This window comes from Rhizobium sp. BK181 (genome assembly GCF_014193305.1).
Classification (GTDB): domain Bacteria; phylum Pseudomonadota; class Alphaproteobacteria; order Rhizobiales; family Rhizobiaceae; genus Rhizobium.
This window is the reverse complement of record NZ_JACHZA010000002.1, coordinates 310835-336495: the sequence shown is the minus strand read 5'-3', so window position 1 is coordinate 336495 and position 25661 is coordinate 310835. Positions and strand designations below refer to the sequence as shown.

23 protein-coding genes are annotated in these 25661 nt (G+C 60.9%); 16 read left to right on the top strand and 7 right to left on the bottom strand.

Going from position 1 to position 25661, the window contains the following annotated elements:
* Nucleotides 1-12 precede the first annotated feature (12 nt).
* The 4 genes from FHT77_RS09085 (at nt 13) to FHT77_RS09070 (ending at nt 3233) form a co-directional block, all read left to right on the top strand.
* A complete protein-coding gene (locus FHT77_RS09085) occupies nt 13-795 on the top strand; it encodes a DUF2092 domain-containing protein (RefSeq protein WP_183754449.1) in 783 nt (260 codons plus the stop codon).
* The gene (locus FHT77_RS09080) at nt 792-1121 is read left to right on the top strand and encodes a hypothetical protein (RefSeq protein ID WP_016554588.1); all 330 of its coding nucleotides are present in this window, start codon (nt 792-794) and stop codon (nt 1119-1121) included. Before FHT77_RS09085 ends, FHT77_RS09080 begins: the two co-directional genes overlap by 4 nt.
* 77 nt (nt 1122-1198) lie before the next feature.
* Complete coding sequence (locus FHT77_RS09075; protein WP_210280837.1) at nt 1199-2296, top strand: DNA topoisomerase IB; 1098 nt, start codon at nt 1199-1201, stop codon at nt 2294-2296.
* 127 nt (nt 2297-2423) lie between these two features.
* Nucleotides 2424-3233, top strand: a complete 810-nt coding sequence (locus FHT77_RS09070; RefSeq protein ID WP_183754448.1) for a Ku protein — start codon at nt 2424-2426, stop codon at nt 3231-3233.
* A gap of 21 nt (nt 3234-3254) precedes the next feature.
* On the opposite strand, the gene ligD is transcribed toward FHT77_RS09070, so the two are convergent.
* The 5 genes from ligD to FHT77_RS09045 all read right to left on the bottom strand — a co-directional run bounded on the left by ligD (nt 3255) and on the right by FHT77_RS09045 (nt 8742).
* Entirely contained in the window at nt 3255-5768 is a 2514-nt protein-coding gene (gene ligD / locus FHT77_RS09065; protein ID WP_183754445.1) for a DNA ligase D, read from the bottom strand.
* 2 nt (nt 5769-5770) lie between these two features.
* A complete protein-coding gene (locus FHT77_RS09060) occupies nt 5771-6595 on the bottom strand; it encodes a Ku protein (protein WP_183754443.1) in 825 nt (274 codons plus the stop codon).
* Between the two features lie 10 nt (nt 6596-6605).
* A complete protein-coding gene (locus FHT77_RS09055) occupies nt 6606-6836 on the bottom strand; it encodes a hypothetical protein (RefSeq protein ID WP_210280836.1) in 231 nt (76 codons plus the stop codon).
* Between the two features lie 177 nt (nt 6837-7013).
* On the bottom strand, nt 7014-7367 hold the full coding sequence (locus tag FHT77_RS09050) for a hypothetical protein (RefSeq protein WP_183754439.1): 354 nt from the start codon (nt 7365-7367) through the stop codon (nt 7014-7016).
* Between the two features lie 349 nt (nt 7368-7716).
* The gene (locus FHT77_RS09045; RefSeq protein ID WP_183754437.1) at nt 7717-8742 is read right to left on the bottom strand and encodes a substrate-binding domain-containing protein; all 1026 of its coding nucleotides are present in this window, start codon (nt 8740-8742) and stop codon (nt 7717-7719) included.
* A gap of 314 nt (nt 8743-9056) precedes the next feature.
* Between FHT77_RS09045 and FHT77_RS09040 the strand changes: the two genes are divergently transcribed.
* From FHT77_RS09040 to FHT77_RS09015, 6 genes are all read left to right on the top strand, one after another.
* On the top strand, nt 9057-10322 hold the full coding sequence (locus tag FHT77_RS09040) for an ABC transporter substrate-binding protein (protein WP_183754435.1): 1266 nt from the start codon (nt 9057-9059) through the stop codon (nt 10320-10322).
* Between the two features lie 85 nt (nt 10323-10407).
* Nucleotides 10408-11394 (top strand): carbohydrate ABC transporter permease, encoded by a 987-nt coding sequence (locus FHT77_RS09035; protein ID WP_183754433.1) that lies wholly within the window; start codon nt 10408-10410, stop codon nt 11392-11394.
* Nucleotides 11394-12224 carry a carbohydrate ABC transporter permease gene (locus FHT77_RS09030; protein WP_183754431.1) on the top strand — a complete coding sequence of 277 codons (831 nt, stop codon included), beginning with the start codon at nt 11394-11396 and terminating at the stop codon, nt 12222-12224. The genes FHT77_RS09035 and FHT77_RS09030 overlap by 1 nt, the downstream gene beginning before the upstream one ends.
* 12 nt (nt 12225-12236) lie before the next feature.
* Nucleotides 12237-13265, top strand: a complete 1029-nt coding sequence (locus FHT77_RS09025) for an ABC transporter ATP-binding protein (RefSeq protein ID WP_183754429.1) — start codon at nt 12237-12239, stop codon at nt 13263-13265.
* A gap of 75 nt (nt 13266-13340) precedes the next feature.
* Nucleotides 13341-14126 carry a ThuA domain-containing protein gene (locus tag FHT77_RS09020; protein ID WP_016554600.1) on the top strand — a complete coding sequence of 262 codons (786 nt, stop codon included), beginning with the start codon at nt 13341-13343 and terminating at the stop codon, nt 14124-14126.
* Nucleotides 14127-14137: 11 nt separating this feature from the next.
* Nucleotides 14138-15244 (top strand): Gfo/Idh/MocA family protein, encoded by a 1107-nt coding sequence (locus FHT77_RS09015; protein ID WP_183754427.1) that lies wholly within the window; start codon nt 14138-14140, stop codon nt 15242-15244.
* Nucleotides 15245-15302: 58 nt separating this feature from the next.
* On the opposite strand, the gene FHT77_RS09010 is transcribed toward FHT77_RS09015, so the two are convergent.
* Both FHT77_RS09010 and FHT77_RS09005 read right to left on the bottom strand, forming a co-directional pair.
* Nucleotides 15303-16463, bottom strand: coding sequence for an aminotransferase (locus tag FHT77_RS09010; RefSeq protein ID WP_183754425.1), 1161 nt, complete (start codon nt 16461-16463; stop codon nt 15303-15305).
* 91 nt (nt 16464-16554) lie between these two features.
* A complete protein-coding gene (locus FHT77_RS09005) occupies nt 16555-17229 on the bottom strand; it encodes a Crp/Fnr family transcriptional regulator (protein WP_246719750.1) in 675 nt (224 codons plus the stop codon).
* 159 nt (nt 17230-17388) lie between these two features.
* Between FHT77_RS09005 and hemN the strand changes: the two genes are divergently transcribed.
* The 6 genes from hemN (at nt 17389) to cydB (ending at nt 25660) form a co-directional block, all read left to right on the top strand.
* Nucleotides 17389-18735, top strand: coding sequence for an oxygen-independent coproporphyrinogen III oxidase (gene hemN, locus FHT77_RS09000; protein WP_183754424.1), 1347 nt, complete (start codon nt 17389-17391; stop codon nt 18733-18735).
* Between the two features lie 147 nt (nt 18736-18882).
* Nucleotides 18883-19461 (top strand): GbsR/MarR family transcriptional regulator, encoded by a 579-nt coding sequence (locus FHT77_RS08995; protein WP_183754422.1) that lies wholly within the window; start codon nt 18883-18885, stop codon nt 19459-19461.
* A gap of 4 nt (nt 19462-19465) precedes the next feature.
* Nucleotides 19466-21157 carry a thiol reductant ABC exporter subunit CydD gene (gene cydD / locus FHT77_RS08990; protein WP_183754420.1) on the top strand — a complete coding sequence of 564 codons (1692 nt, stop codon included), beginning with the start codon at nt 19466-19468 and terminating at the stop codon, nt 21155-21157.
* Nucleotides 21154-22842 (top strand): amino acid ABC transporter ATP-binding/permease protein, encoded by a 1689-nt coding sequence (locus FHT77_RS08985; RefSeq protein WP_183754418.1) that lies wholly within the window; start codon nt 21154-21156, stop codon nt 22840-22842. The genes cydD and FHT77_RS08985 overlap by 4 nt, the downstream gene beginning before the upstream one ends.
* A gap of 76 nt (nt 22843-22918) precedes the next feature.
* On the top strand, nt 22919-24499 hold the full coding sequence (locus FHT77_RS08980) for a cytochrome ubiquinol oxidase subunit I (protein WP_183754416.1): 1581 nt from the start codon (nt 22919-22921) through the stop codon (nt 24497-24499).
* Between the two features lie 6 nt (nt 24500-24505).
* Nucleotides 24506-25660, top strand: coding sequence for a cytochrome d ubiquinol oxidase subunit II (gene cydB, locus FHT77_RS08975; RefSeq protein ID WP_183754414.1), 1155 nt, complete (start codon nt 24506-24508; stop codon nt 25658-25660).
* The last annotated feature ends 1 nt before the right edge of the window (nt 25661 follow it).

Here is a 25661-nt window from a genome sequence, read left to right as displayed (position 1 = left end):
GAGGGCCGTGACATGGCGAAATTAATGTTGGCGACACGCTTCAAGGTATTGGTGACCTTGTGCGCAATGACCGCAGGATCGAACTGCCCGGCGTGGGCGGACGACTCGAAGGAATTGCTGAAGGCAATGTCCGACTATATGGCGGCTCAAAAGACATTCTCCTTCGACTATGTCTCCTCGGTGGAAGCTGTGACTCCGACCTTCGAGAAGCTGCAATTCGTCAGCTCCGGCACAGCAACGGTCGGCCGGCCGGACAAAATCCGGGTGACGCGCACCGGAGGTTTTGCCGACCTTGACGTCAGCTTTGACGGCACGAAGTTCACGGTTCACGGAAAGAACCTCGACGCCTACGCCCAGATCGACGCAAAGGGCAGCCTCGACGAGCTTTTCGACCGACTTCAGAACGCCGGTGCAGAAATCCCGGGCTCCGATCTGTTGCTCTCGAACAGCTTCGATACGCTGATGGACGGCGTCACGGAGTCCAAGCACATTTCAAGCGCCGTCGTCGACGGTGTGGAATGCGAATACCTGACATTCCGGAAGAATGATGTCGACTGGCAGATATGGATAGAATCGGGGGCGAAGCCTGTCCCGAAGCGCTATGTGGTGACCAGCAAGCACGTGGTGCAGGCGCCGGAATACATGCTCGAGGTCCGGAACTTCCGCACAGGAGAAGATGTGAAGGTGGCAAACTTTGCCATCGAAATACCCGGCGATGCCAAGAAGGTTGATCTCAGCGAACTTGGTCAGATCGATGAACTGCCGGCGCCGACAGAGATGGGAGATGCACAATGAAAACCTCCGTACGGATTTTCGCTATTGCGCTCGCGGTTGCGTTCGCCTCCCTCGATGTCAGCATGGAGGGGAACGACCTAGCCACGGTAGCCATCAGCGCATCCACCCCGGCACAAGCCGAAATCGGCCGCCCCCTGACACCGCTGTCCTATGCGGGCGCCGCTCGGCGAACGACACGCCGCGTCGTGCGCAGAACGACCGTCTACGTGAACACGCTGCCGGCAGGCTGCGTCTACGGACCGTACTACGGAGGCTACTACTACCGATGTGGATCGCTCTACTACGCCAAGAGCGGCGCTACCTACGTTCAGGTGGTCATCGAATAGCAGGATTGTGGAGCTTTTGAGTGGCTGTTGGTGGGTTGCCGCGCCGAATCGGAACCTACCGACGGCAACGGCGTTTCATGCTCACTGTGGACCAGAGAGCGACCTATAAACAGCAACTTGACGAGAAACTGGCGGCTGCGCTCAGCGAGCCACCGGCGGCCGGCGGTATCGTCTTTATTGCGAACCTGGTGACGGGCATAACAAGGCGAGCCGTCAAGAACGGATTTGTCTACCACGACGCCCAGGGCACGCGCATCGCCGACCAGGCGGAGCTCGAGCGAATCTCGGCGCTGGCCATTCCGCCCGCCTACACGGAGGTTCTCATCTCCGCCGACCCGAATTCTCATCTGCAGGCTACCGGCCGTGATGCGCGCGGCCGCAAGCAGTACCGCTACCATTCCAAATGGACGGCTGAGCGAGAAAAAAGCAAGTTCGAGCGGCTTGCCGATTTCGGCTCGGCGCTTCCTGCGATCCGCAAGAAAGTAGACTCCGACCTCCGGCGCCGGATGCCCAATATTGACAAGGCGCTGGCGACCATCGTCTGGCTTCTGGACAATCTCTATATCCGCGTCGGTAATGCGAGTTACGCCGCAGACAACGCCTCCTACGGCCTGACAACGCTGCGAAACCGGCATGTGAAAATCTCAGGCTCGAGCATCCACTTCCGCTTCAAGGGCAAGTCCGGGAAGGAATGGCGCCTCAGCCACAGCGACCGTCGCATCACCCGCGCCGTGCGCATGCTCCAGGAATTGCCCGGCCAGCAGCTGTTCCAGTATATCGATGACAGCGGCGCCGCTCATCCGATCCAGTCGCAGGACGTCAACGCCTACATACGGGAGGCGTCCGGAACCGACTTCACGTCCCGGCAATTCCGCACATGGGGCGCAACACAAATGGCAGCAATCGCGCTCGCCGCGCTTGAGCCGGAGCAAAGCCAGCGCGGGCGCGCGCGACAAATGAACGAGGTCGTCGATGCAGTTGCCGCACGCTTGGTCAACACGCGCGCCGTCTGCAGGTCGTCCTACATCCATCCGAAGGTATTCGAGAGCTTCGAAGCAGGTGAGCTTGCCAAGCTCGCTGCCGCCCGGCCGAGCCGAAGCGCCAGATTGCTGCGCTGGATGGACCAGGGCGAAATCGCTGTGCTGCGCTGGCTGAAGGGCCTGAACGGGCGCTGAGGGCAGCCGCTTTCATACATCCGCCGCTTAGCTACGATCGCGATGGAACCAAACCACGCCCCGGGCCGTTATGGGAAATCGCCGCGAATGCGGCCACGGGAGATGGCGCCAGGGCGCCAGGGCGCAAATGGCACGTCAGACCTATTGGAAGGGCTATCTCAAGCTGTCACTCGTCACCGCCGCGGTGTCGCTCACCCCGGCTACCACGGACAGCAACCAACTTCGATTTCACGTCTTGAACCGAAAGACAAAGAACCGCGTCGAAAGCCGCTACGTCGACAGCGTCACCCACAAGCCAATTGCCGACAAGGATCAAGCCCGGGGATATCCCCGCGGCGAAGACGACTATGTCATTCTCGAGGACAAGGAGCTCGAAGAGGTCGGACTGGAGAGCACCAAGACCATCGACATCGATACATTCGTGCCACGCGGCTCGATCGACTGGATCTGGTACGACAAGCCGCACTTCCTAACACCGGAGGACAAGGTCGGTACGGAGGCATTCTGCGTGATCCGCGAATCGATGAAGGCAAACGATGTGGTCGGCATTGCCCGGCTCGTCCTTTACCGGCGCGAGCGCGCCGTCCTGCTGGAGCCTCAGGGCAAGGGTATCATCCTTTGGACGCTGCATTTCGGCGACGAAGTTCGTCCGCCGGCAGCCACGCTCGACGGCGATGGTAAGGTCGATGCCACCGTGCTTTCCTTGATGACGAAACTCGTCAAGGACCGGACCGAGGAATGGCAACCGACCATGGTGCGGGATCCTATCCAGAAACGCCTGAAAGCGATGATCCGCGCGAAGCAAAAGAGCCTGGTCAAAGCCACACCGCCATCCTCCAAGCGGCCGACAACAAAACCGACAGGCAACGTCGTCAACATCATGGACGCCCTGAAGAAAAGCCTCGCCAAGGAAACGGGACGTCCGAAATCTCACTGACAGATCGCAAGCGACCGTCCCTTACTTTCGCTTCTCCAGCGGAACGGCGGCGGCAAAGAAATCCGCCCACGGATCGCTCCGCAGGCCATCGAGACGCGCCGGAGCGTTGTCGACGGTGAAATAGGCCGGACCGATTTCCTCGGTCAGCTCGGTCCACTCAAGCGGCATGGAGACAGCAGCCCCTGGCCGGGCGCGGGTGGAGTAGGCGGCGACGGCCGTGTTGCCACGCCCATTGCGCAGATAGTCTATGAAAATCTTGCCGGTCCGCTTCGCTTTCGTAGCGGTCGCAAGATACTTGTCCGGCTGATCTTTTGACATCCCATCGGCGAGCGCCTTGGCGAAGGCCTTGACCTGTACCCAGCTGGCCTTCGGTTTTAGCGGTGTGACGACATGCAGCCCCTTGCCGCCGGAGGTCTTGACGAAGGCCGCCAAACCCGCCGCTTCGAGACGCTCCTTCAACTCGTTGGCGGCAGCGATGATATCCGACCAGCTGACGCCATCGGCCGGATCAAGATCCATGGTGATTATGTCCGGTCGCTCCCAGCTGTCAGTCGTGGCACCCCACGGATGGATTTCCAGCACGGCGGACTGGACGAGCGCCACCATCCCGTCGAAGTCCATGATGCGCAGCAATTTCTCGCCGCCCTTGTCCTTCGGATCGGTGATCTGTTCGATGTTTGGATTCATACCTTTCCAGGCGTGCTTCTGGAAAAACCGCTGGTGGCCGGCGATGCCATCGGGGCAGCGCAACAGAGCAAGTGGCCGCTTCGTCACATAGGGTTCGATAAAGCGCCATACCCGCGCATAGTAGCTCGCCAACCCCTGTTTCGTGACGCCCTCCTCCGGCCAATAAATGCGATCCGGATGCGTGAGCGTCACGCTGGACTGAGGCAGTTCCCGAGCAGGTATGTTTGTTAGTTCCGGCATCGCATCCTCTGGCGCCTTGTCTTCCCTCAGTCCACGAAATGCAGCATGCCGCAAGTTGCCGTCAGCCGACCATGCCTGAAATTCAACCTCGGCGACGAGCTTTGGCGTGACATAGACCAGCCCACGGCGCTCTTCGGTGGTGAGATCATCGTCGAAGGAGTTGTCTTTTTGCTCCATTGCCGACAGCGTCTCATAGAGACCTTGGGCAACATTAACGCTGAAGCCCGTCCCTACCCTGCCCACATGCGCAAGCTTGCCCTTGCGATAAACGCCCATGGCCAGCGAGCCGATTGCATTCTTCATCGCGCTCGAGGGCACATAGCCGCCGACAACAAATTCCTGTCTCTCCAGGCATTTCGATTTCACCCAGTCGCCGGTACGTCCCGAAACGTATTCGCTGTCAGCCAATTTCGACACAATGCCTTCAAGACCAAGCTGGCGGGCATGCTCCAGAACCACTGTGCCGCTTTCGGTAAAATGCTGGCTGTAGCGGATCATTCCGGAGTCGCCCGCGAGTAGCGCCTCCAGCAGCCGCTTCCGGTCAGTCACCTTTGCCTGCCGCAAATCATAGCCGTCGAGATACAAGAGGTCGAACGCATAAAAGACGAACCGATCATGCCGCCTTTCGCTGAGATCGCTTTGCAGCGCCGAAAAATCCGAGGCTCCGTTTTCCCGCTCGACGACGATTTCTCCATCAAGGATCGCCGACCTTGCCGGCAGCGCGGCGAAGGCATCGGCAATCTCCCGGCCGAACTTCTCGGTCCAGTCGAGCCCGCTGCGCGTCAACAGCCCTGCCTTGCCATTTTCAAGGCGAACCTGAAGCCGGTATCCGTCGAACTTGATCTCGTGAATCCAGCCTTTGCTTGATGGTGCCTTCGCCTTCAGCTTGGCAAGCTCAGGCTCGACGAAGTCAGGCATCGCTGCCTTTTCGGCGCCCTTCGGCCAATCGTGGCGTTGCGGCTTCGCTCGAGCCGCCACAGCCCTTGCAGCGGGCTTCGATGCACCCTTGCGACGGGAGTCCCAGGTGGCGTCGGGGTGCTTTGTCACCTCTTCAATCTTGCGGCCGCTTTTCACCGATTCCGGCCGCTGTTTCAGGATATCGCCCTTGCGGCGAGCATCCTCGTCCTCCGCCTTGATCAGCAGCCAGTTCTCCTGCTTTTCGGCCGGCTTGCCATGCATGCGAACCAGGTGCCACCGACCGCTGAGTTTCTCGCCTTCGAGGTCAAATTCCAAGTGACCCTTCTTGTAACCCTTGTGAGGATCACCATTCGGCGTCCACGTTCCACGATCCCATAGAAGCACTGTGCCGCCGCCATATTGACCCTTCGGGATGGTGCCTTCGAAGTCTCCGTAGTCTAGCGGATGATCCTCGACATGCACTGCAAGCCGCTTTTCATCGGGATTGAGGCTCGGTCCGCGGGTGACGGCCCAGCTCTTCAGCACACCATCGAGTTCCAAGCGGAAGTCATAGTGAAGGCGTGACGCGTCGTGTTTCTGAATCACGAAATTGAGCGTGGCTGGTGATGTGGATTTGGTGGAACGCCGGCTTCCTCTTGGCTCCGGCGTCACCTTGAAATTGCGCTTCGCCTGATAGGCCTCCAAAGCCATGCTCAGCTCGCTTTCGTTTCGCTAGAGGCGCGCTTCGCCGCCCGTGGCTTGGCGCTCAGCTTGGCACTCTGGCGAAGGGCATCCATGAGGTCGATTACCTTGCCCTGCGGCTTTGGTTTTGCTTTGGGCAGCTCCCGGCCCTCGATCTTCGCCTTTACAAGCTCCGAGAGCGCCGTCTCGTATCGATCCTCATATTCCTGCGGATTGAACGTACCCTTTTTGGTACCGATGATGTGGCCGGCCAACTCAAGCATTTCCTTGTCGAACTTCATCTCCGGAATGTCCTTGAAGACCGTATCGGGCTTGCGGACCTCGTAGTCGAAGCTCAGCGTGGTGGCGACCATATAGTCGTCCTGCGGCCGGATCAGAACTGTGCGGTTACGGCGGAACAGCACCGCCTCGGCAATCGCTGCCACCTTCTGATCGCGCATCGCACGAGCGATCAGCCCGAGCGCCTCCCCGTCATCCCCGCTGACGGGCGCCAAGTAGTACGGCTTGTCGAAATAGAGCTTGTTGATTTCGTTGTAGGGCACGAAGTTCTGGACGTTCAGCACCTTGTCGCTCTCAGGCATGACGCCCGCAATCTCGTCGCCTTCGATCACGATGTATTCGCCGTTGTCCAGTTGGTATCCCTTGACCTGGTCATCGCGTTCGACGGCCTTGCCAGTTTCGCTGTCGACGAACTGCCGCTCGACGCGATGGCCGGTTTTTCGACTGATGATGTTGAACGAAATGCGATCCGAGGTGGAGACGGCGGTGTACAATCCGACCGCGCAAACGAGATCCCCGACTTTCAGATGACCCTTCCAGCTTGCCCGAGCTGCCATGACGTTCCCCTCAGTTGTCGTTCTGCAGTTTGCGCCGCCGTCTTTCGTCCAAGGCTACGATCTTCTCGACGGCCGCGACGTCGTCGCTCGTCACCACCGGAACGGGATCTGCAGCTATCGCTTCAAGCACGTCGGTCGACAGTCCGCCGTTGCGGATCACCCATTCAAGGGTTTCGCGTGTCTGGCGCTCGGCTTTGAGCTGCGCGTACAGCGCGATGATCAGCCTGTCGCGCGCATCCATCCGCCCGTTCTTGCGATCGATTTTTGGGATGTGAGGCACCGTGTCACCCGCCCGCGTTTGCAACGAAGGGATTCAACAGATCAAAGGCGAAAAAGTTCCGGGAATCCGGGCCCTCCGCTCGCTTTTTTTGCTAAAAGTCACCCGGCGAACGGAGAAACCGATCTTCTCGTAGCCAGCTCAGTGTTTTGCCGGCCCCCTCGGGACCGTGGAGCCGGTTGCCGAAACCGGGTCGCTCGCCGGGAATGTGCCTTCCAGTCCCTCGTCGAGCTGTTCTTCCATTGTACTTTGATCACCCGACGCACGAGCGCTGGGCCGCGCTGTCACGGGATCGGAAGTACCCTCGCCGGTCGTGGCGGCGATCTCCAGCATCACCGCCTTGGCGCGTTCGACCGCGTTTCTTGGGTTGACCGATTGCGTCTCGTCGTTCCGTAACAGCACGGATACTACCTCTCCCCCATCGCCAACGAATTCGATGGTAAAGCCCCGTTTGCCACCCATTTCGGGAATGACCTGCGTACCGACGACCTGCATGACGCTCTCCTTAAACATCTCTTCTTTGAAGGAACGGAAGCGACAACCGAAGGTTCCAAGTTGCTGCAATGGAGCGGCACACAAAAAGAAAAGCCACCGCTCCCGCGGTGGCTAAGGTGTGAGGTCAAGAACCTCCAGAGGGAACAGTTGCTTCATCGACCGGGAGGATGGCCGACATGCGTCAGCAACTGCCGGCAATATGCCGCGTTGGCGCCGCCGGCTCAATCAACGACGCACCGAAATCCTTTGCTTGAGGCAATCAACTTTCCAGATTCCAGGGGAACCGCGCGATATTCTACTCGCAGGCAGCCCTGAAACGGCTCGCTCGCGGCGCGGCGGACGAGGAAGACTAGGACCTGGACGGTCTCGCCGGCCCCGTTGATTCGCGCAGAATGAGTTCGACGGGCCAGAGCTCGTGGATTTCCAATGGAGACCGACCCGACAGCAGTTGCAGGACAAGATCCGCACATCGCGTTCCGGCCGCCCGCATCGAGGACCGCGTCGCCGACAGCGACGGCACCATGTTGTCGGCGGTGAGATACGGAAAGACGTCGTCATGGGCGATGACCGAGACGTCGCGCCCGATCTGCATCCCAAGCGATCGGACCGCGCGATAGACACCGAGCGCCGTCATCATGGATCCCGCCACAAAGGCTGTTGGTGGGTTCGGTTGCTCCAGGAAGGACCGCGCAAACCGGAAACCGAGCTCGTCAGTGAAGTTGCCGCTCGCCATCAGCTGCGGATCAGGCTCGATGCCGTGACTTTGAAGTGCCTTGCGGAAGCCACTGTCCCGGTGAAGAGCGTAGGTCGCGCCCGACCGACCATTGATCATTGCAATGCGCCGGTGGCCAAGATCGATCAGGTGCGACGTGGCGCGCTTGATCGCAGCTTCGTTGTCGATGTCGAGCCAGGCATGCGGCACATCGATGGCCGACCGCCCGTGCACGAGGAACGGCATGCCGAGTTCGTGGAGCAGCGCAATGCGCTCGTCATTGGGTTTGGGCGAGTGCACGATGATCGCGTCGACACGCCGGCTCTCCACGAGTCGACGGTAGAGCTGCATCTCATCCTCGTGGTTGGGATCCGCCATCGGGATGACGAGAATGTCGGTCTCCTCCGCCACCAGCCGCTCCGCCATGCCGGCCATGAACTCCGCGAAGTGAAATTCGCCGGCGCGCCCCATTACCACGCCGATAGCCCCTGCCCGACCGGTTTTCAGCCGCACGGCATTGACGTTCGGACTGTAACCCAGCCGCATAGCAGCTTCCGCCACACGGGCGCGCGTGGTCTCGCTCACCTCGGGGTAGCCGCTCAGCGCCCGACTGACCGTGGTCGGGGACAATCCTACCTGCTTCGCGAACTCTTTAAGCTTCATCCGACGGTGCGTCTTTCGTCCTGACCTGGCTGGCTGGACGCCAACCGGTGCTGTCTCCCTTATGGCCTAAGCGCATCAGTTCGCAAATAGCCAAACCGTTTTCAATTTTAGATATTCCTTTGAGTGAGGCTTGTCTCTTTTCCCACAACCGAAACTACCGCCATCCCTATGATTTTTCTTTGTTATCAATATGTGATCGCGGTTGTGCGACTTTGACACGTGTGCCCGCTTGACTCAATATCGACCTTCTGACAATTTTTTCCAGCCAAACCGTTTTCAATTTTTCCAATGTTTGGTTCTTTTGGGAGGAAGATATGAAGTTTCATTTCACAGCGGTCGCCATCGCGGCCGCGCTGCTCGGTGTCGCACAGCCCTCGTTCGCCGCCAACATCAGTATTTCCGCAAGCTCGACCGGCAAAAACCTCGACCTCTTCCGCAAGCAGCTCGACGAGTTCGAGAAGGCAACCGGCAACAAGGTCAGCATCGTGACCATGCCGTCGTCGTCGACGGAGCAGTTCTCGCAGTACCGCCTGTGGCTCGCCGCCGGCAACAAGGACGTCGACGTTTATCAGACCGACGTCATCTGGGCGCCGCAGCTCGCCGACCAGTTCGTCGACCTCAAGGATGCCGCAAAGGATGTCGTCGGCGATTTCTTCCCGTCGATCATCGCCTCGCAGACCGTGAACGGTCGCCTCGTCGCCATGCCGCTCTACACCGATGCGCCGGCGCTCTTCTATCGCAAGGACCTGCTCGAGAAGTACGGCAAGCAGCCGCCGAAGACCTGGGACGAAATGGCGGCGACCGCCAAGGAAATCCAGGACAAGGAACGCGCAGCCGGCCAGAAGGATCTCTGGGGCTATGTGTTCCAGGGCAACGCTTATGAAGGCCTGACCTGCAATGCGCTCGAGTGGGTCAAGTCCTCTGGCGGCGGCCAGATCATCGAGCCGGATGGCACCATCTCCATCAACAACGAGAAGGCAGCAGCAGCGATCGACCGCGCCAAGGGTTGGGTCGGAACGATTTCGCCAGGCGGCGTGCTCGCCTACCAGGAAGAAGAGTCCCGTGGCGTCTGGCAGACCGGCAATGCGGTCTTCATGCGCAACTGGCCCTATGCCTATGCTCTCGGCAATGGCGGGGACAGCGCCGTCAAGGGCAAGTTCGACGTAACGACGCTTCCGGTTGCCAAGGAAGGCGACACGCCCTCCTCGACGCTCGGCGGCTGGAACCTTGCCGTCTCCAAGTACTCCGAGAACCCGGACGTCGCAATCGCACTCGTCAAGTTCCTGACCTCCAAGGAAAGCCAGAAGCAGCGCGCGATCGAGCTGTCCAACCTGCCGACGCTGGCTGCGCTCTACGACGACAAGGACATCGCTGCCGCAGCGCCGTTCATGCCGAACTGGAAGCCGATCTTCCAGAACGCCGTTCCGCGTCCGTCGGCATCCGCCAAGGTCAAGTACAACGAGGTCTCCTCGAAGTTCTGGACCGCCGTTCACAACTCGCTTTCGGGCAACGGCACCTCCGCAGAAAACCTCGAGCTTCTCGAGGCCGACCTGACATCGCTGAAGGGCGAGAACTGGTGATCGACAGCATCGGCGGCGGCGGGCTTTCCGCCGCTGCCTTTCCCTGAAGACGCCACCGTCAATCGCCTCAAGAAGCGGGTACCTCATGACTGAAGCCGCAGTTTCCCCAAGCGTCGGATCGCGAGCGCGCGCCGTCAATACCTCGTCGGACCTGCGCTCCGAGCGCATCCGTTCCGCCTGGATATTCCTGGCCCCCACCCTGTTCATTCTGGCCGTTGTTGCCGGATGGCCGCTTTTCAGAACGATCTATTTCAGCTTCACGAACGCATCCCTCACGAGCCTCGGTGACGCCCAGTTCGTCGGCTTCAAAAATTATCTCTCATGGATCACGCTTAAGAGCGGGCGCACCGTCTATAGCGGCCTGCTTGCGGACCCGAACTGGTGGCGCGCCGTCTGGAACACGATGAAGTTCGCGTTCCTGTCGGTGACCATCGAAACCATTCTCGGCCTCATCGTCGCCCTGGTGTTGAACGCCAATTTCCCCGGCCGCGGCATCGTCCGCGCCGCCATCCTCATTCCCTGGGCGATCCCGACAATCGTTTCCGCCAAGATGTGGGCCTGGATGCTCAACGACCAGTTCGGCATCCTGAACGACATCCTGCTCGGCATGGGCCTGATCACCCAGAAGATTGCCTGGACCGCCAATCCGGAGACGGCGATGATCGCGGTGCTGATCGTCGACGTCTGGAAGACGACGCCTTTCATGGCGCTCCTCATCCTTGCGGGCCTGCAGATGGTCCCCGCCGATATCTACGAGGCGGCCAAGATCGATGGCATCAACCCGATCAAGGTGTTCTGGCGCCTGACCCTGCCGCTGGTACGACCCGCAATCATGGTTGCCGTGATCTTCCGCATGCTCGACGCCCTGCGAATCTTCGACCTGATCTACGTGCTGACGCCGAACAATGCTCAGACCAAGACCATGTCGGTCATGGCCCGCGAAAACCTCTTCGACTTCGACAAGTTCGCCTATGGGGCGACGGCCTCGACGGTGCTCTTCCTGATCATCGCGACGATCACCGTGCTCTACATGTGGCTCGGTCGCGTCAAACTCGGCGGGAGCGAACGCTGATGCTGCTGACCGCTACCAAGAACACCCTCTTCTACCTGCTCGTCGCCGTCATCGTCATCATCGCGGTATTCCCATTCTACTACGCGATCCTGACGAGCTTCAAAGCCGGCACGGCCCTCTTCGAGGTCAATTACTGGCCGACCTCGATCTCGCTCACCAACTACACGACGGTCCTGACCACGGGCAGCTTCATCCGCAGTCTTGGCAACTCGCTGCTCGTCGCCATCCTCGTTGTCGCCGCCTCTTTGCTGCTCGCCGTCACCGCATCCTATGCGCTTGCCCGTGTCAATTTCCGCGGCCGCGCGCTGCTGATGCTGACGATACTGTCGGTCTCGATGTTCCCGCAGATCGCCGTCCTCGCCGGCCTGTTCGAGCTGATCCGCTGGATCGGCATCTTCAACACGCCGTTTGCGCTGATCTTCTCCTACATGATCTTCACCCTGCCCTTCACGGTCTGGGTTCTGACCACCTTCATGCGCGATCTGCCGATTGAAATCGAGGAAGCGGCAATCGTCGACGGCGCCTCGCCGTGGGTCATCATCACTCAGGTTTTCATGCCGCTGATGTGGCCGGCACTGGTCACGACCGGCCTGCTTGCCTTCATTACGGCCTGGAACGAATTCCTCTTCGCCCTAACATTCACCTCATCGGACGCTCAGCGAACGGTGCCGGTTGCCATCGCCCTGCTTTCAGGCGGCAGCCAGTTCGAAATCCCGTGGGGCAACATCATGGCAGCATCCGTCATCGTCACGGTCCCTGTCGTTGTCCTGGTCCTGATATTCCAGCGGCGCATCATTTCCGGCCTGACCGCCGGCGGCGTCAAAGGTTGAAGAAAGCACGATATGGCACAGATTCGACTCGACAATATCCGCAAGAGCTTCGGTGCGCTTGAAGTCATCAAGGGTGTCTCGCTCGATATCCGCAAAGGCGAGTTCATGGTCTTCGTCGGCCCGTCCGGCTGCGGCAAGTCCACGCTGCTGCGACTGATCTCCGGACTGGAAGACATCAGCTCGGGTACGCTTTCCTTCGATGGCGAGGCCGTCAACCGCTACGCACCGTCGAAGCGCGGCATCGCCATGGTCTTCCAATCCTATGCGCTCTATCCGCATATGACCGTGTTCGAGAACATGGCTTTCGGCATGAAGCTGTCGGGACGCACCAAGGAAGAATGCAAGGCTCGTGTCGAGCAGGCTGCCGGCATGCTGCAGCTGTCGCCCTATCTTGAGCGCCTGCCGCGCCAATTGTCGGGCGGCCAGCGCCAGCGCGTCGCGATCGGCCGCGCCATTGTCCGCGATCCCAAGGTGTTCCTGTTCGACGAGCCCCTGTCGAACCTCGATGCGGCGCTGCGCGTCGCAACACGGCTGGAGATCGCCAAGCTTCACCGCAGCATGCACGGCACGACAATGATCTACGTCACCCATGACCAGGTGGAAGCGATGACGCTGGCCGACCGCATCTGCGTTCTACGGGATGGCGTCGTCGAGCAGGTCGGCACGCCGCTCGAACTCTACGAGACGCCGAATTCCGTCTTCGTCGCCGGCTTCATCGGTTCACCCAAAATGAACTTCCTGACCGGTGAATTCGCGGCACCCTACAATGCCCACACCATCGGTGTTCGCGCCGAGCATATGGAGATCGTTCAGCAGGACGCCGCCTGGAGCGGCACCGTCATTCATTCCGAAATTCTCGGCTCGGACAGCTTCGTCTATCTCGACATCGGCACATCGGAGCCGCTCGTCGTGCGCGAGACGGGCGTCTCCGGCCACCAGCCCGGCCAGAAACTCGGGGTTTCCCCGATGGCTGGCCGTATTCACCGCTTCGACCAATCCGGACGCGCGCTCGAAAGAGTACCCCTCAAGGGCGCGGCCTGACACCTACCCGAAACCACAGGATCCGCCACGCCTCCCATCGAGGTCGATCCACCATTCGCATGAAGGAGCAATCACTTGGCTATTCGCACCATTGTCTGGGGTGAAAACATCCACGAAACCACCAATGCCATCGTTCGGGGCATCTATCCCGAAGGCATGCACACCACTATAGCCAACGCGCTGAACACCGATCCGGCGATCCAGGCGACGACGGCGACGCTACAGGAGCCCGAGCACGGCCTGACGGAAGCCCGCCTTGCCGAAACCGACGTCCTCACCTGGTGGGGCCACAAGGATCACGGCGCGGTCTCCGACGTCGTCGTCGAGCGTGTCGCCAAGCGCGTCTGGGAAGGCATGGGCCTGCTGGTCCTGCACTCCGGCCACTTCTCGAAGATCTTCAAGCGCCTGATGGGCACCCCCTGCGCGCTGAAGTGGCGCGAAGCCGGTGAACGCGAGCGTCTGTGGACGATCAACCCGCGCCATCCGATCGCCGCCGGCCTCGATGAAAACTTCGTCCTCGAAAACGAGGAAATGTACGGCGAGCAGTTCTCCGTGCCGGAGCCGCTGGAGACGGTCTTCATCTCCTGGTTCCAGGGTGGCGAAGTCTTCCGTTCGGGCCTCACCTGGCGCCGCGGCGCCGGCAACATCTTCTACTTCCGCCCTGGCCATGAAACCTATCCGACCTATCATGATGCCAACGTCCAGAAGGTACTGATCAACGGCGTGAAATGGGCCTATAACCCGCAGGGCGATCTGAAGAGCATCACCGATGCCCCGAATGTGCCGGTCGAAAAGGCTCTCGAGCCGATCGTCGAACGCGGCCCGCGTCTGCACCAGGCCGGCGAAGCCGGTTACCGCTGAGGAGCACACATATGCGTCTACTCGTTCTTGGTACCGGCTCGATGGCCAGAAACCAGGTTGCCAACTTCCTCGCCATCGATGGCGTGGAGGTTGTCGGCGCCGTCGATACCGACCCGGCACGCCTGGCCGAATTTGCCGATCACTTCCACATCGAGAAGCGCTTCCTCTCCCTCGATGAAGCGATCGCATGGGGTGAATTCGACGCGGCGACCAACGTCACGCCTGACCGTATCCACCACGCGACCAGCCTGGCGCTGATCGCAGCAGGCAAGCACGTCTTCTGCGAAAAGCCGCTGGCAGAGCACTATGCCGATGCACTCGAAATGACGGAGGCAGCGGAAGCTGCAGGCGTCATCAACATGGTCAACCTCACCTATCGCAACGTCGCCCCCCTGCAGCGCGCCCGCGAAATGGTGCTGGCTGGTGAACTGGGCACCATCCGTCACGTCGAGGCATCCTACCTGCAGAGCTGGCTGGTCTCGCGCGCCTGGGGTGACTGGCGTACGGAATCGCGCTGGCTCTGGCGTTTGTCGACCGGCCACGGCTCGAACGGCGTGCTCGGCGATGTCGGCATCCACATCCTCGACTTCGCCGCCTATGGCGCGGCAACCGATATCGACCACGTCTTTGCCCGCCTGAAGACCTTCAACAAGGCGCCCGGCGGCCAGATCGGCGAATATCTGCTGGATGCCAACGACAGCTTCACCATGTCGGTCGATTTCACCAACGGTGCGCTCGGCGTCATCCACGCGACCCGCTGGGCAACCGGTCATCTCAACGAGCTGAAGCTTCGCATCTATGGCGAAAAGGGCAGCCTCGAGGTCATCCATCGCCCTGACGGCTCCGAACTGCGCGGCTGCTTCGGAGAGGATATCGAGACCGCCACTTGGCGCGACATCGAAGTCCCGGCCGTTCTGACGAACTACCAACGCTTTGCCGAAGCCGTCAGAACCGGAAAGCAGGACGACCCGACCTTCCGCCACGCCGCAAACCTGCAGAAGGTCCTCGACCTGGCGATCGTGTCGGAGAAGGAGCGGCGGGAGCTCAATCTGCTGGAGGCCTCCGAGCAGGCTAACCCGGCAGACAAGCGGATACCGCCGCTAACGGTCGTCGTCTGATACGAGAATTCGCCAAGAGGAATAAAGGCCCGCCGATGCGGGCCTTTGTCATTTCAAACTACCGCAGACGATCCGCGAGCAGGCTGATCGAAGCAGCGTCGGCATTGGCGAAGGCAAGCCTGAGATAGTGCTCCTGCCCTTCTCCAAAGTAGCTTCCCGGCAGGCAGACGACACCAGCCTCCTTCGCCAGACGCTCCGCGACGGCGGCCGAGCCAAGCTCCGCGAACGGATGGCGGATGAACGCGAAATAGGCGCCAAGCGCACCGATCTCCCAACCGGGCAACCCCGACATCACGGCCCGCAATGCATCCGCACGACGTGCGATCTCCAGGCGGTTTGCTGCCTGCCAGTCGGCAAGGATCGGCATCGCCGCGGCAACCGCAACCTGGGCCGCGCGTGGCGCGCAGATCTGCATATTGTCCATGACCTTGGCGATCTCGGCAACGACGTTGACGCCGGCCGTGATCGCCCCGAGGCGATGGCCGGGAATGCAGAAGGACTTCGAGAAGCTGTAGAGCAGGACCAGCGTGTCTTCCCAACCGGGGATCGCAAGCAGCGGATGCGGAGCGCCGTAGCCGTCGGGAAGGAAGTCGCGATAGGTCTCGTCGACGATCAGCCACGCCCCATGCTTGCGGCAGAGGGTGAAGAGCTCAAGCAGCAACTCAGACGGATAGATCGCGCCTGTCGGATTGTTCGGTGTCACCACCGCCAGCACCTTGGCGCCATCAGCCAGGGCCTTCTCCGCCGAGTGAATCTCCGGCAAAAAGCCGTTCTCGGGGTCGCACTCGACCAGAACGCGCTTGATGCCGAGCATCGACAAAGTCGTCTCCTGATTGAAGTAGAACGGATTGGTCAGTGCCACCGTATCGCTGGAACCGGTAAGCGCGATTGCCGCCGACATGAAGGCCTGGTTGCAGCCCGCGGTGATATGGATGTTGGCTGCCGAAACGGACGCCCCATAGACCTTGGACATATGCCCGGCATAAGCCTCTCGCAGCACGCCCTCGCCCTCGATCGGACCGTAGCCCGTCGTCTTCGGCGACGATGCCGCTTCGCCAAGCAGCCGCAGCATTTCAGGATGGGCCGGATAGCCGGGTACCGCCTGCGAAAGATCGACCAACGGCCCCTTGCCGCCCTTGTATTCGCGAGCCCAGGCGAGCACCGAGGGAATGGGAGGCGGAGACAGACGGGAGACAAGCGGATTGGCGAAGGCAGACATGCAGCTCTCTTCTCAAACGAGGTGAACCATCACTCCTGCACGGAATGGGCTTCCTCGGCAACCGGCATTGAAGGGTGTCGCACAGAGATCGTCAGGAGCCGCAGCAGGCCTTGAGCTTCGAGAGCTTCGGCACCTCGATATGCCTGTTGGCAACGATCGAGATCACCCCATCGGCCTTCAGCTTCGACATCTGGCGAGAGACCGTCTCGATCGTCAGCCCCAGGAAGTCAGCGATGTCAGCCCGCGATAGCGGCAGATCGAACTTGCGCTTTTCGCCGACGGCCTCCGGATCGAGATGCGTTGCGATCAAAAGCAGGAAGCTCGCAACCTTCTCCGCCGCCGTCTTGCGCCCAAGCGTCACCATCCAATCGCGGGCTTCATCGAGCTCGCGCAGCGTCTGCGACATCAGGCGTTCGGCGAGCGCAGGGTTGCTTTTGACCATGCGCTCCAGCGCCGCCTTCGGAATGCGACAGAGGTTGACGTCGGAAGCCGCCTCCACCGACACTGCATTCTCATTCGCGTTCAGCCTGCCGAGAAGATCGGGCGCGAACTGCAGGCCGACAATCTGCTGGCGTCCGTCTTCCAGCGTCTTGGTGAGCTTCACGACGCCACGGATGACAGTGGCATAGGCTTCGGCCGGCATCTTCTCGCCGGCAAGCTCATCGCCGGATTCGTGGTTGACCAGGCGCGTATGCGCTGACAGCGCCAGCAATTCGTCGGCGCTGAGCGCGCCGCACATGCCCTTGTGACGAACCTCACAACTCATGCAACGCACTGGTATGTTTGAATTATGTATGTCTTTGCGCATCAAATCAGCTCCGCGCAAAAGCATAACTACAGCCACAGCGGGAGAACAGCGTTTTCTTGATCGAGATCAAAGTGTCACCGTTCGGAGCCGGTTATGGCTTCCCCAAAAGGACACGCCATGAACGCCGAACTCATCGCCCGCTACGCCGCTCCCGTACCACGCTACACCAGCTACCCAACGGCTCCGCACTTCCATGACGGCGTCGACGAAGCCGTCTATCGGGAATGGCTCGGCCAGCAGGCGGATGGATCGCTGTCGCTCTACCTGCACATCCCGTTCTGCGATCGGCTCTGCTTCTACTGCGGCTGCCATACCAAGCAGGTGCGTCGCTATGATCCGATCGCAGCCTATCTCGATGTTCTCAACAGGGAGATCGAGCTTGTTGCCGGGTGCCTGCCCGAGCGGCGCAAGGTCAGTGCGATCCATTTCGGCGGCGGTTCGCCGACGATCGTGAACCCAACAGACCTGCAGAGATTGCGCGACACACTGGATCGGCATTTCGATATTGCACCGAACGCCGAGATCAGCGTCGAGATCGACCCGACTCATGTCGACGCGGAGCGCCTGCAGGCATGGAGATCCCTGGGCATAACGCGGGCAAGTGTCGGCGTGCAGGATTTCGAGCCGATCGTACAGACCGCGATCAACCGCCCACAAAGCTTCGAGGAGACGGCTGACGTCGTGACCACGCTAAGAGATCTCGGTGTCTCCTCGATCAATCTCGATATCGTCTATGGCCTGCCGAACCAAAACAAAACGATGCTGTTGAGAACGATCGAACAATGTCTCTCCATGGCGCCCGATCGGATCGCCATGTTCGGCTATGCCCATGTCCCCTGGATGAAGAAGCACCAGTCGCAGATTGATGCAGCGACGTTGGCCGGTCCGGTGGAACGCTTTGAGATGGTGGCTGCCGGTGCCGAGGCCATTCTTGCCGCCGACTATGTGGCTGTCGGGATCGATCATTTTGCAAAGCCAGGTGACTGCATGGCACAGAAGCTTTCCCACGGCACGCTTCGACGCAATTTCCAAGGCTACACCACCGACGAGGCGGACGCATTGATCGGTTTCGGCGCGTCCTCGATCGGGCGGCTGCCGCAGGGCTATGTCCAGAACATCACGGCGACGGGGCAATACTGCCGGGCAATCCTGGACGGTCGTCTACTTGTTGCTCGCGGCTTTTCCCTCTCTGACGGCGACCGCGCAGCTGCGTCCGCCATCGAGGATCTGATGTGCAGCTACGCCTTCTCTGTCTCCGATCTCCGATCACGCTTTGGACGCGCCGCCGACGCTGTCGTCACCGATGCGATGCGGGCGCATCTATTCAACGGGGATGACCTGACGACATTCGACGGCAACACGTTCGCGATCACACCGAAAGGCCGGCCCTTCGTGCGGGCGATCGCTGCGAAATTCGATCGCTATCTCGATCAGGGGCGGGCGAAACATTCGATCGCCGTTTGATCCAGATCAAGTTCTGTCGCGGCGAATCTTCCTATGACTCGCCGCGACACCAAATTGCCGCAGCCTTTGTTCCCGATTGCCCATAGCGCCAAGCCAGTTATAGTAATTTCAGAAATTTCTGAAATCACAGACATAACGGAAACCCCGATGAACCTTCCGCCGCTTGTTCAATCCTTCGTTCTCCACTTCGGTGAAATGGGCTCGCGCTGGGGCATCAACCGCACGGTCGGCCAGATCTATGCGCTGCTCTACGTGTCTCCTTCGCCGCTCTGCGCCGAGGAAATCGCCGATGCCCTCAGCATCTCGCGCTCGAATGTCTCGATGAGCCTGCGCGAACTTCAGACCTGGAACCTGGTGCTGCTGAAGCACAAGCCGGATGACCGGCGCGACTTCTTCACCACGCCCGACGATGTCTGGCGGATTCTGCGCACTCTGGCCGAAGAGCGCAAGAAGCGAGAGGTAGACCCGACGCTCTCGGTCCTTCGCGAAATCCTGATGCAGCGGCCGGCAAGTGAAGCCGAGCGCCATGCGCAAGAGCGCATGAGCGAGATGCACGCGCTGATCGAGCAGCTAACGCATTGGTATGAAGACGTAAAACAACTTGAAACCGAGCGCCTTGCAACGTTACTCTCTTTAGGTGCGAAAGTGACGAAGCTGTTGGAGGCCAAGGACCGAGTTGTTTCGCTCGGCCGCAGCCGCCGGCCCAATCCTGCGAACAAGAGTTAGCGCTATGGGGAGTGCTTACTTAGACGCAAGTGGAAAGCAGGCTTTCGTCAAGCCGGAAAAACCTGTGCCCAGACATCGCGGGCTTCGAATGGCAGCAGCCGTCCAGACGCTCGCATCGCTGATCTGGATACCGCAGGCGGCCATTCTCGCCACCGCAGTCGGCAGGATCGCAGATGGCGGCGGCTTCAACGAGGTCTTCGGGCTCGCCGTTTATATCGCCCTGCTTGGGATAACGAAAAGCTGTCTCGAAGCGGTGGGCGGTCGCATGGCATTCCGTGCCGCCCGAACCGGACTGACGGCCCGGCGCGAACTTGCCACAGCAGCCCTCGCCAGACGCTCGCCGATCGACAGCACAAGACCGAGTTCCGGCGAAGCCGCAAGCGTGATCGGCGAGCAGGCCGAAATGATAGTTCCCTTTCTCTCGCGCTTTCAGCCGGCCCGTTTCAAGGCGAGTGCCGTACCATCGGTCATCCTAGCCTGCGTTGTCCCCATTTCGTGGATTGCCGCCCTCATTCTCCTGTTTGCCATGCCACTTATCCCGGTCTTCATGGCGCTGATCGGCTGGCGTGCGCAGGCGGCCAGCGAGAAGCAGCTGGCAGCGACCGGAGGCCTCAACGGCTTCCTCCTCGATCGCCTGCGTGGCATGGCGACGATCCGTTCGCTGGGTGCCGTCGATGTTACCGCGACAAGACTCAGGGCAGACGCTGAGTCGCTGAAAACCCGAACGATGGCCGTCCTGAAGATCGCCTTCCTGTCGTCGGCTGTTCTGGAGCTTTTCGCAGCGCTGGGCGTCGCTCTGGTCGCCGTCTACGTCGGCTTCTCGCTGCTCGGCGAAATCCGTTTCGGCGCCTGGGCCGGAGGCCTCGATCTGACGAGCGGCCTCTTCGTGCTGCTGCTTGCACCTGCGTTCTTTGAGCCGCTACGGGAGCTCTCTGCCGTCTGGCACGATCGCGCTGCCGGCGAGGCCGCCATGAAGGCAATCGATGCTCTAAATGTGGAAGGCCTTCAACTGCCCACCGCAAGCGACGCACCCGCCGTGGCAACGGCCGGCGCCATTCGCCTGGCCAATGTCGGCTTCCGCTACGGCAAGGGCAGCAACGCCGCCATCGATGGATTTGATTTGAGCGTCCGTGCTGGCGAGCATGTTGCGCTTCTCGGCGCCAGCGGCTCTGGCAAATCGACCCTGCTCGCGCTGATCGCTGGTCACGTGATCGGCGACACCGGCAGCGTCACGATCGACGGACAGCCGATCAGCCCTGCCCTTCATGACAAGATCGCCTGGGTCGGCCAGAAGCCGCACATATTTGCCGGCACCATCGCGGGCAACATTTCGCTCGGCCGACCGAACGTTTCCATGCAATCTGTGGCAGAAGCACTCAATCTCGCAAAGCTCAACCGTTTCGCCCGCAGCCACGCTCGCCGTCCGCTTGGCGATGGTGGTGTGGGAGTATCAGGTGGCGAAGCGTTGCGCCTCGCCATCGCCCGTGCCGCCTGCAATGCGGAAGCGTGTATCGTACTTGCGGACGAGCCGACCGCGCACCTTGATGCCGAAACCGCAAGCGAGATCACCGAGAGCCTCCTTGCCCTTGCCAAGGGACGCACGCTCGTTGTCGCGACTCACGATCCGCAGCTTGCTTCCCGCATGGAGCAGACGATCCTCCTCGATCGCAAAACTGTACGGGAGGCCGCCGAATGAGCGCATCGCTTTCCACCCTCAGGCCGATCGCCAAGCTTTTCCTTGCCGAACGCCGCCGCGGCCTGCTCCTCGGAGCTGCGCTTTCCGCGACCACAGTGTCGGCAGGAATTGCCCTGCTTGGTCTCTCCGGATGGTTCATCACCGCCACCGGCATTGCCGGCCTTTCCGCAGCGGCGGTCGCTACGTTCGACGTCTTCATGCCGTCGGCCGGCATCCGCCTTCTTGCACTCGGCCGGACCGCCTCGCGCTACGGCGAGCGGCTAACCACTCACGACGCGACGCTGAGCGTGCTCGCCGCCCTGCGCGAGCGCCTATTTCGTGGATGGGCAGCACCCGGCGCCGCACGCGAACTCGCACGCCGGCCCGCCCGCCTGCTTTTCCGTCTGACCGGCGACATCGACGCGCTGGACTCGCTTTATCTACGCGTGCTGGTTCCGACCGGCGTGGCAATCATCGCGGCACTTTCCGCAAGCATAGCCCTCGGTCTAATGAACCCGCTCTTCGGGCTGGCCGTCGGTGCCACCCTCCTCGGCACGGGGCTCGGCATTCCACTGTTGGCCGGACGCTGGGCAACAAAGCATGCCCGCCGCCGCACCTACGGCATCGAAGCCATTCGCGCCCGCACCATCGATCTCGTCGCTGGGCAAACCGACTTGTTGATGGCCGGACGCCTCGACGCCCAACGGGCTGCGATTGCCGACGCTGACCGCTACGCAGCCTCTGCCGATGATCGCCTGAACCGCATTGAAACCGGCGCTACCTTCGGTTTCGGCTTAGCGACGACCGCTCTTCTGGCCGGTTCGCTACTTGCCGTTGCGGCATTGGCCGGAGCGCAAGCAATCAGCCCAGCGGTTGCCACGCTGGGTATCCTGATCGCATTCGCCGCGGTCGAACCCTTCGGTGCGCTGCGTCGCGGAGCGATGGAACTTGGCCGCACGCTTCTTGCTGCCCGCCGCATCGCGCCTCGCCTGTCGGCAAACGAAGGCCCGCACAGCAACGCGAGTCCGCGTCCCGGATTTGCGTTTCGCCTGGATTGCGTCAGCGGAGGATACGACGCGGAAACGCCTGTCCTTCACGAGGTCGACCTCGACCTACCGGCAGGCGCGAAGCTGGCGCTGGTCGGCGCCAGCGGTGCAGGTAAGTCGACACTTCTGTCGCTCCTCGCAGCCGAAATGTTCCCAACCGAAGGAACCGCCGAAGGACTCGACGCCACGCTTCTGACGCAACGGACGGAGCTCTTCCAAGATAGCGTTCGCGGCAATCTCCAACTCGCGAGCCCCGACGCAGCGGATGCCGCGTTGCGCGACGCACTTATCGCTGCAGGCCTCCTGCAGGATGTCGCAGCCCTACCGCGTGGCCTCGACACTCAACTTGGCGAAGGCGGCATGGGGCTCTCGGGTGGTCAGTCGCGCCGCCTTGCTCTTGCCCGCCTGTTCCTCCGCGACACGCCACTCTGGCTGCTGGACGAACCAACGGAGGGCCTCGACGGCGCAACCGCGCGGGACGTCATGACCCGGCTGGCCGAGAAGGTGAATGGACGCTCGCTCGTCATCGCCACGCATATCCGTCGCGAAGCCGCAATAGCGGATATCATCGCCGTCATGGCGGACGGGCGCATCACAGAAGTTTCACGTCGCGGAGAGGCGGCGTTCGAAAAGGCTTTGAACCGGCTGAGACCGGACTGAGCCACACCGCATGGCCGCCCGGCAATCCGGCTTGGCGGAGACTCTTCATATCCCGTGGGACCGTGGGAGAAAGACAATGGAACTGGACATAGTTGCGCTATCGCGCTTCCAATTTGCGCTGACTGCGCTTTACCACTTTTTATTCGTACCTTTGACGCTAGGGCTCTCCGTATTGCTCGCTATCATGGAGACGGTCTACGTCATGACCGGCCGCCAGATCTGGCGGCAGATGACGAAGTTCTGGGGCATACTCTTCGGTATCAACTTTGCGATCGGCGTCGCCACCGGCATCGTCATGGAATTCCAGTTCGGCATGAATTGGAGCTACTACAGCTACTATGTCGGCGATATCTTCGGCGCTCCGCTCGCGATCGAGGGGCTGATGGCCTTCTTCCTCGAGGCGACCTTCGTCGGCCTGTTCTTCTTCGGATGGGACAAGCTGTCAAAGGTGGGTCACCTGGTGGCGACATGGTGCGTGGCGCTTGGCTCCAACTTCTCGGCGCTCTGGATTCTCGTCGCCAACGGCTGGATGCAGAACCCGGTCGGTTCGGCGCTCAATCCGCAAACGATGCGCATGGAAGTCACGAGCTTCTTCGACGTGGTCTTCAACCCCGTCGCCCAGGCGAAATTCGTCCACACCGTCTCGGCTGGTTACGTCTGCGCCTCGATCTTCGTGCTCGGCGTTTCTGCCTGGTACATGCTGAAGGGTCGCCATCTGGAAATGGCCAAGCGCTCGATGACGGTTGCCGCATCTTTCGGCCTGGCATCGGCGCTTTCGGTCGTCGTCCTCGGCGATGAAAGCGGCTACCTCGCAACTGAAAACCAGAAGATGAAGCTTGCCGCCATCGAGGCCATGTGGAAGACGGAACCGGCACCGGCTGCCTTCACCGCCTTCGGCTTCCCGGATCAGGAAGCTCGCGAAACGCATTTCGCCGTTCATATTCCCTGGGTAATGGGCCTGATCGGTACCCGCTCCCTGACAACGGAAATCCCCGGCATCGACCAACTGGAACAGAAGGCTGAGGCTCGTATCCGCGACGGTATCAAGGCTTACGACGCGCTGATGGAGATCCGCGCGGCCGCAACGCCGGATGCGATCGCACCTCAGCTGCGCAGTTCCTTCGAGGAGATCGGGCACGAGCTTGGCTATGCTCTCCTTCTGAAGCGCTATGTCGATGATCCACGCCAGGCGACCGACGCGCAGATCACCCAGGCCGCACGCGATACCGTTCCGCATGTTCCGACGCTCTTCTGGTCGTTCCGCATCATGGTCGGGCTCGGCATGTTCTTCATCGTCCTGACGGCAACCTTCTTCTGGCTGTCGGCACGACGTCATTTGGACAAGTACCCATTGCTGCTGAAAATCGCCGTCTTTGCCATTCCACTTCCGTGGATTGCCATCGAAGCCGGCTGGATCGTTGCCGAAATCGGTCGTCAGCCCTGGGTCATCGAAGGCGTGCTGCCGACGGCAATGGCTGTGTCGAGCCTCGGGGCAAGCACGGTTCTGCTGACGATCTGTGGCTTTGCTGCCCTCTATACCGCCCTCATCGTCGTCGAGATGACGCTCATGATCCGGGCCATTCAGAAGGGACCGGACCCTGACAACGAGCCGGAAGCCGAACTCATCTCCGAAACTCTCGTCCCCGCAGCGGAGTGATCCATCATGATCCTGCACGAACTCATAGACTACGAAATCCTGCGCTTGATCTGGTGGCTGCTCCTCGGGGTGCTGCTGATCGCCTTCGCCGCCACGGACGGCTTCGACCTCGGCGTCGGCACGCTGCTTCCCTTCGTCGCAAAGACGGACACGGAGAGGCGCGTCGCCATCAACACGATCGGCCCGGTCTGGGAAGGAAACCAGGTATGGCTGATCCTCGGCGGCGGCGCCATCTTCGCGGCTTGGCCGCCGCTTTATGCAGTGTCGTTCTCAGGCTTTTATCTCGCGATGTTCGCGATTCTGCTGGCGCTCATCCTGCGTCCGGTTGGGTTTAAATACCGCTCGAAGCGGGAGAGCGCGCGTTGGCGCAGCAACTGGGATTGGGCGCTGTTCATTGGCGGCTTCGTCCCGTCACTGATCTTCGGCGTCGCGGTCGGCAATGTGCTGCAAGGCGTGCCGTTCCGCTTCGATCCAGCTGATATGAGGATCTTCTATGAGGGTTCGTTCTTCGGACTGTTGAACCCCTACGCCCTGCTTTGCGGACTGCTCTCGGTCTCCATGTTGGTCTTGCACGGAGCTTCCTGGCTGGTCCTTAAAACCACGGGCCCGGTTGCCGAGCGGGCAAGAACATATGGCAGCTTTGCCTCGCTCGCCGTGATCGGTCTCTTTGCGCTTGGCGGAATCTTCCTGGCGATCGGGGTGAACGGCTATAACATTACCAGTGAGATCAACCCTGGCGGCCCGTCGAACCCGCTCTTCAAGACGGCCACTCATGACGGCTCGTGGCTCGCCAACTACGGCACTCATCCGTGGATGCTGATCGCCCCGATCCTCGGCTTCGCGGGGGCCGCCGCTGCCTTCCTCGCGCTGCGGGCAAGGTGGGAGGTTGCGGCTCTGCTCTTCAGCAAGCTGTCGATCTTCGGCATCATTTCCACCGTCGGCCTTTCGATGTTCCCGTTCATCCTGCCCTCGTCGCTAGAGCCCAACTCGAGCCTGACGGTATGGGATGCATCGTCGAGCCATTCCACCCTGTTCACCATGCTCGTTGTCTCGGTGATCTTCCTGCCGATCATCTTCGCCTACACCGCCTGGGTCTACAAAGTGCTCTGGGGAAAGGTCGACGAGAAGACGGTCACCGACAAGAGCGGCCACGCCTACTGAA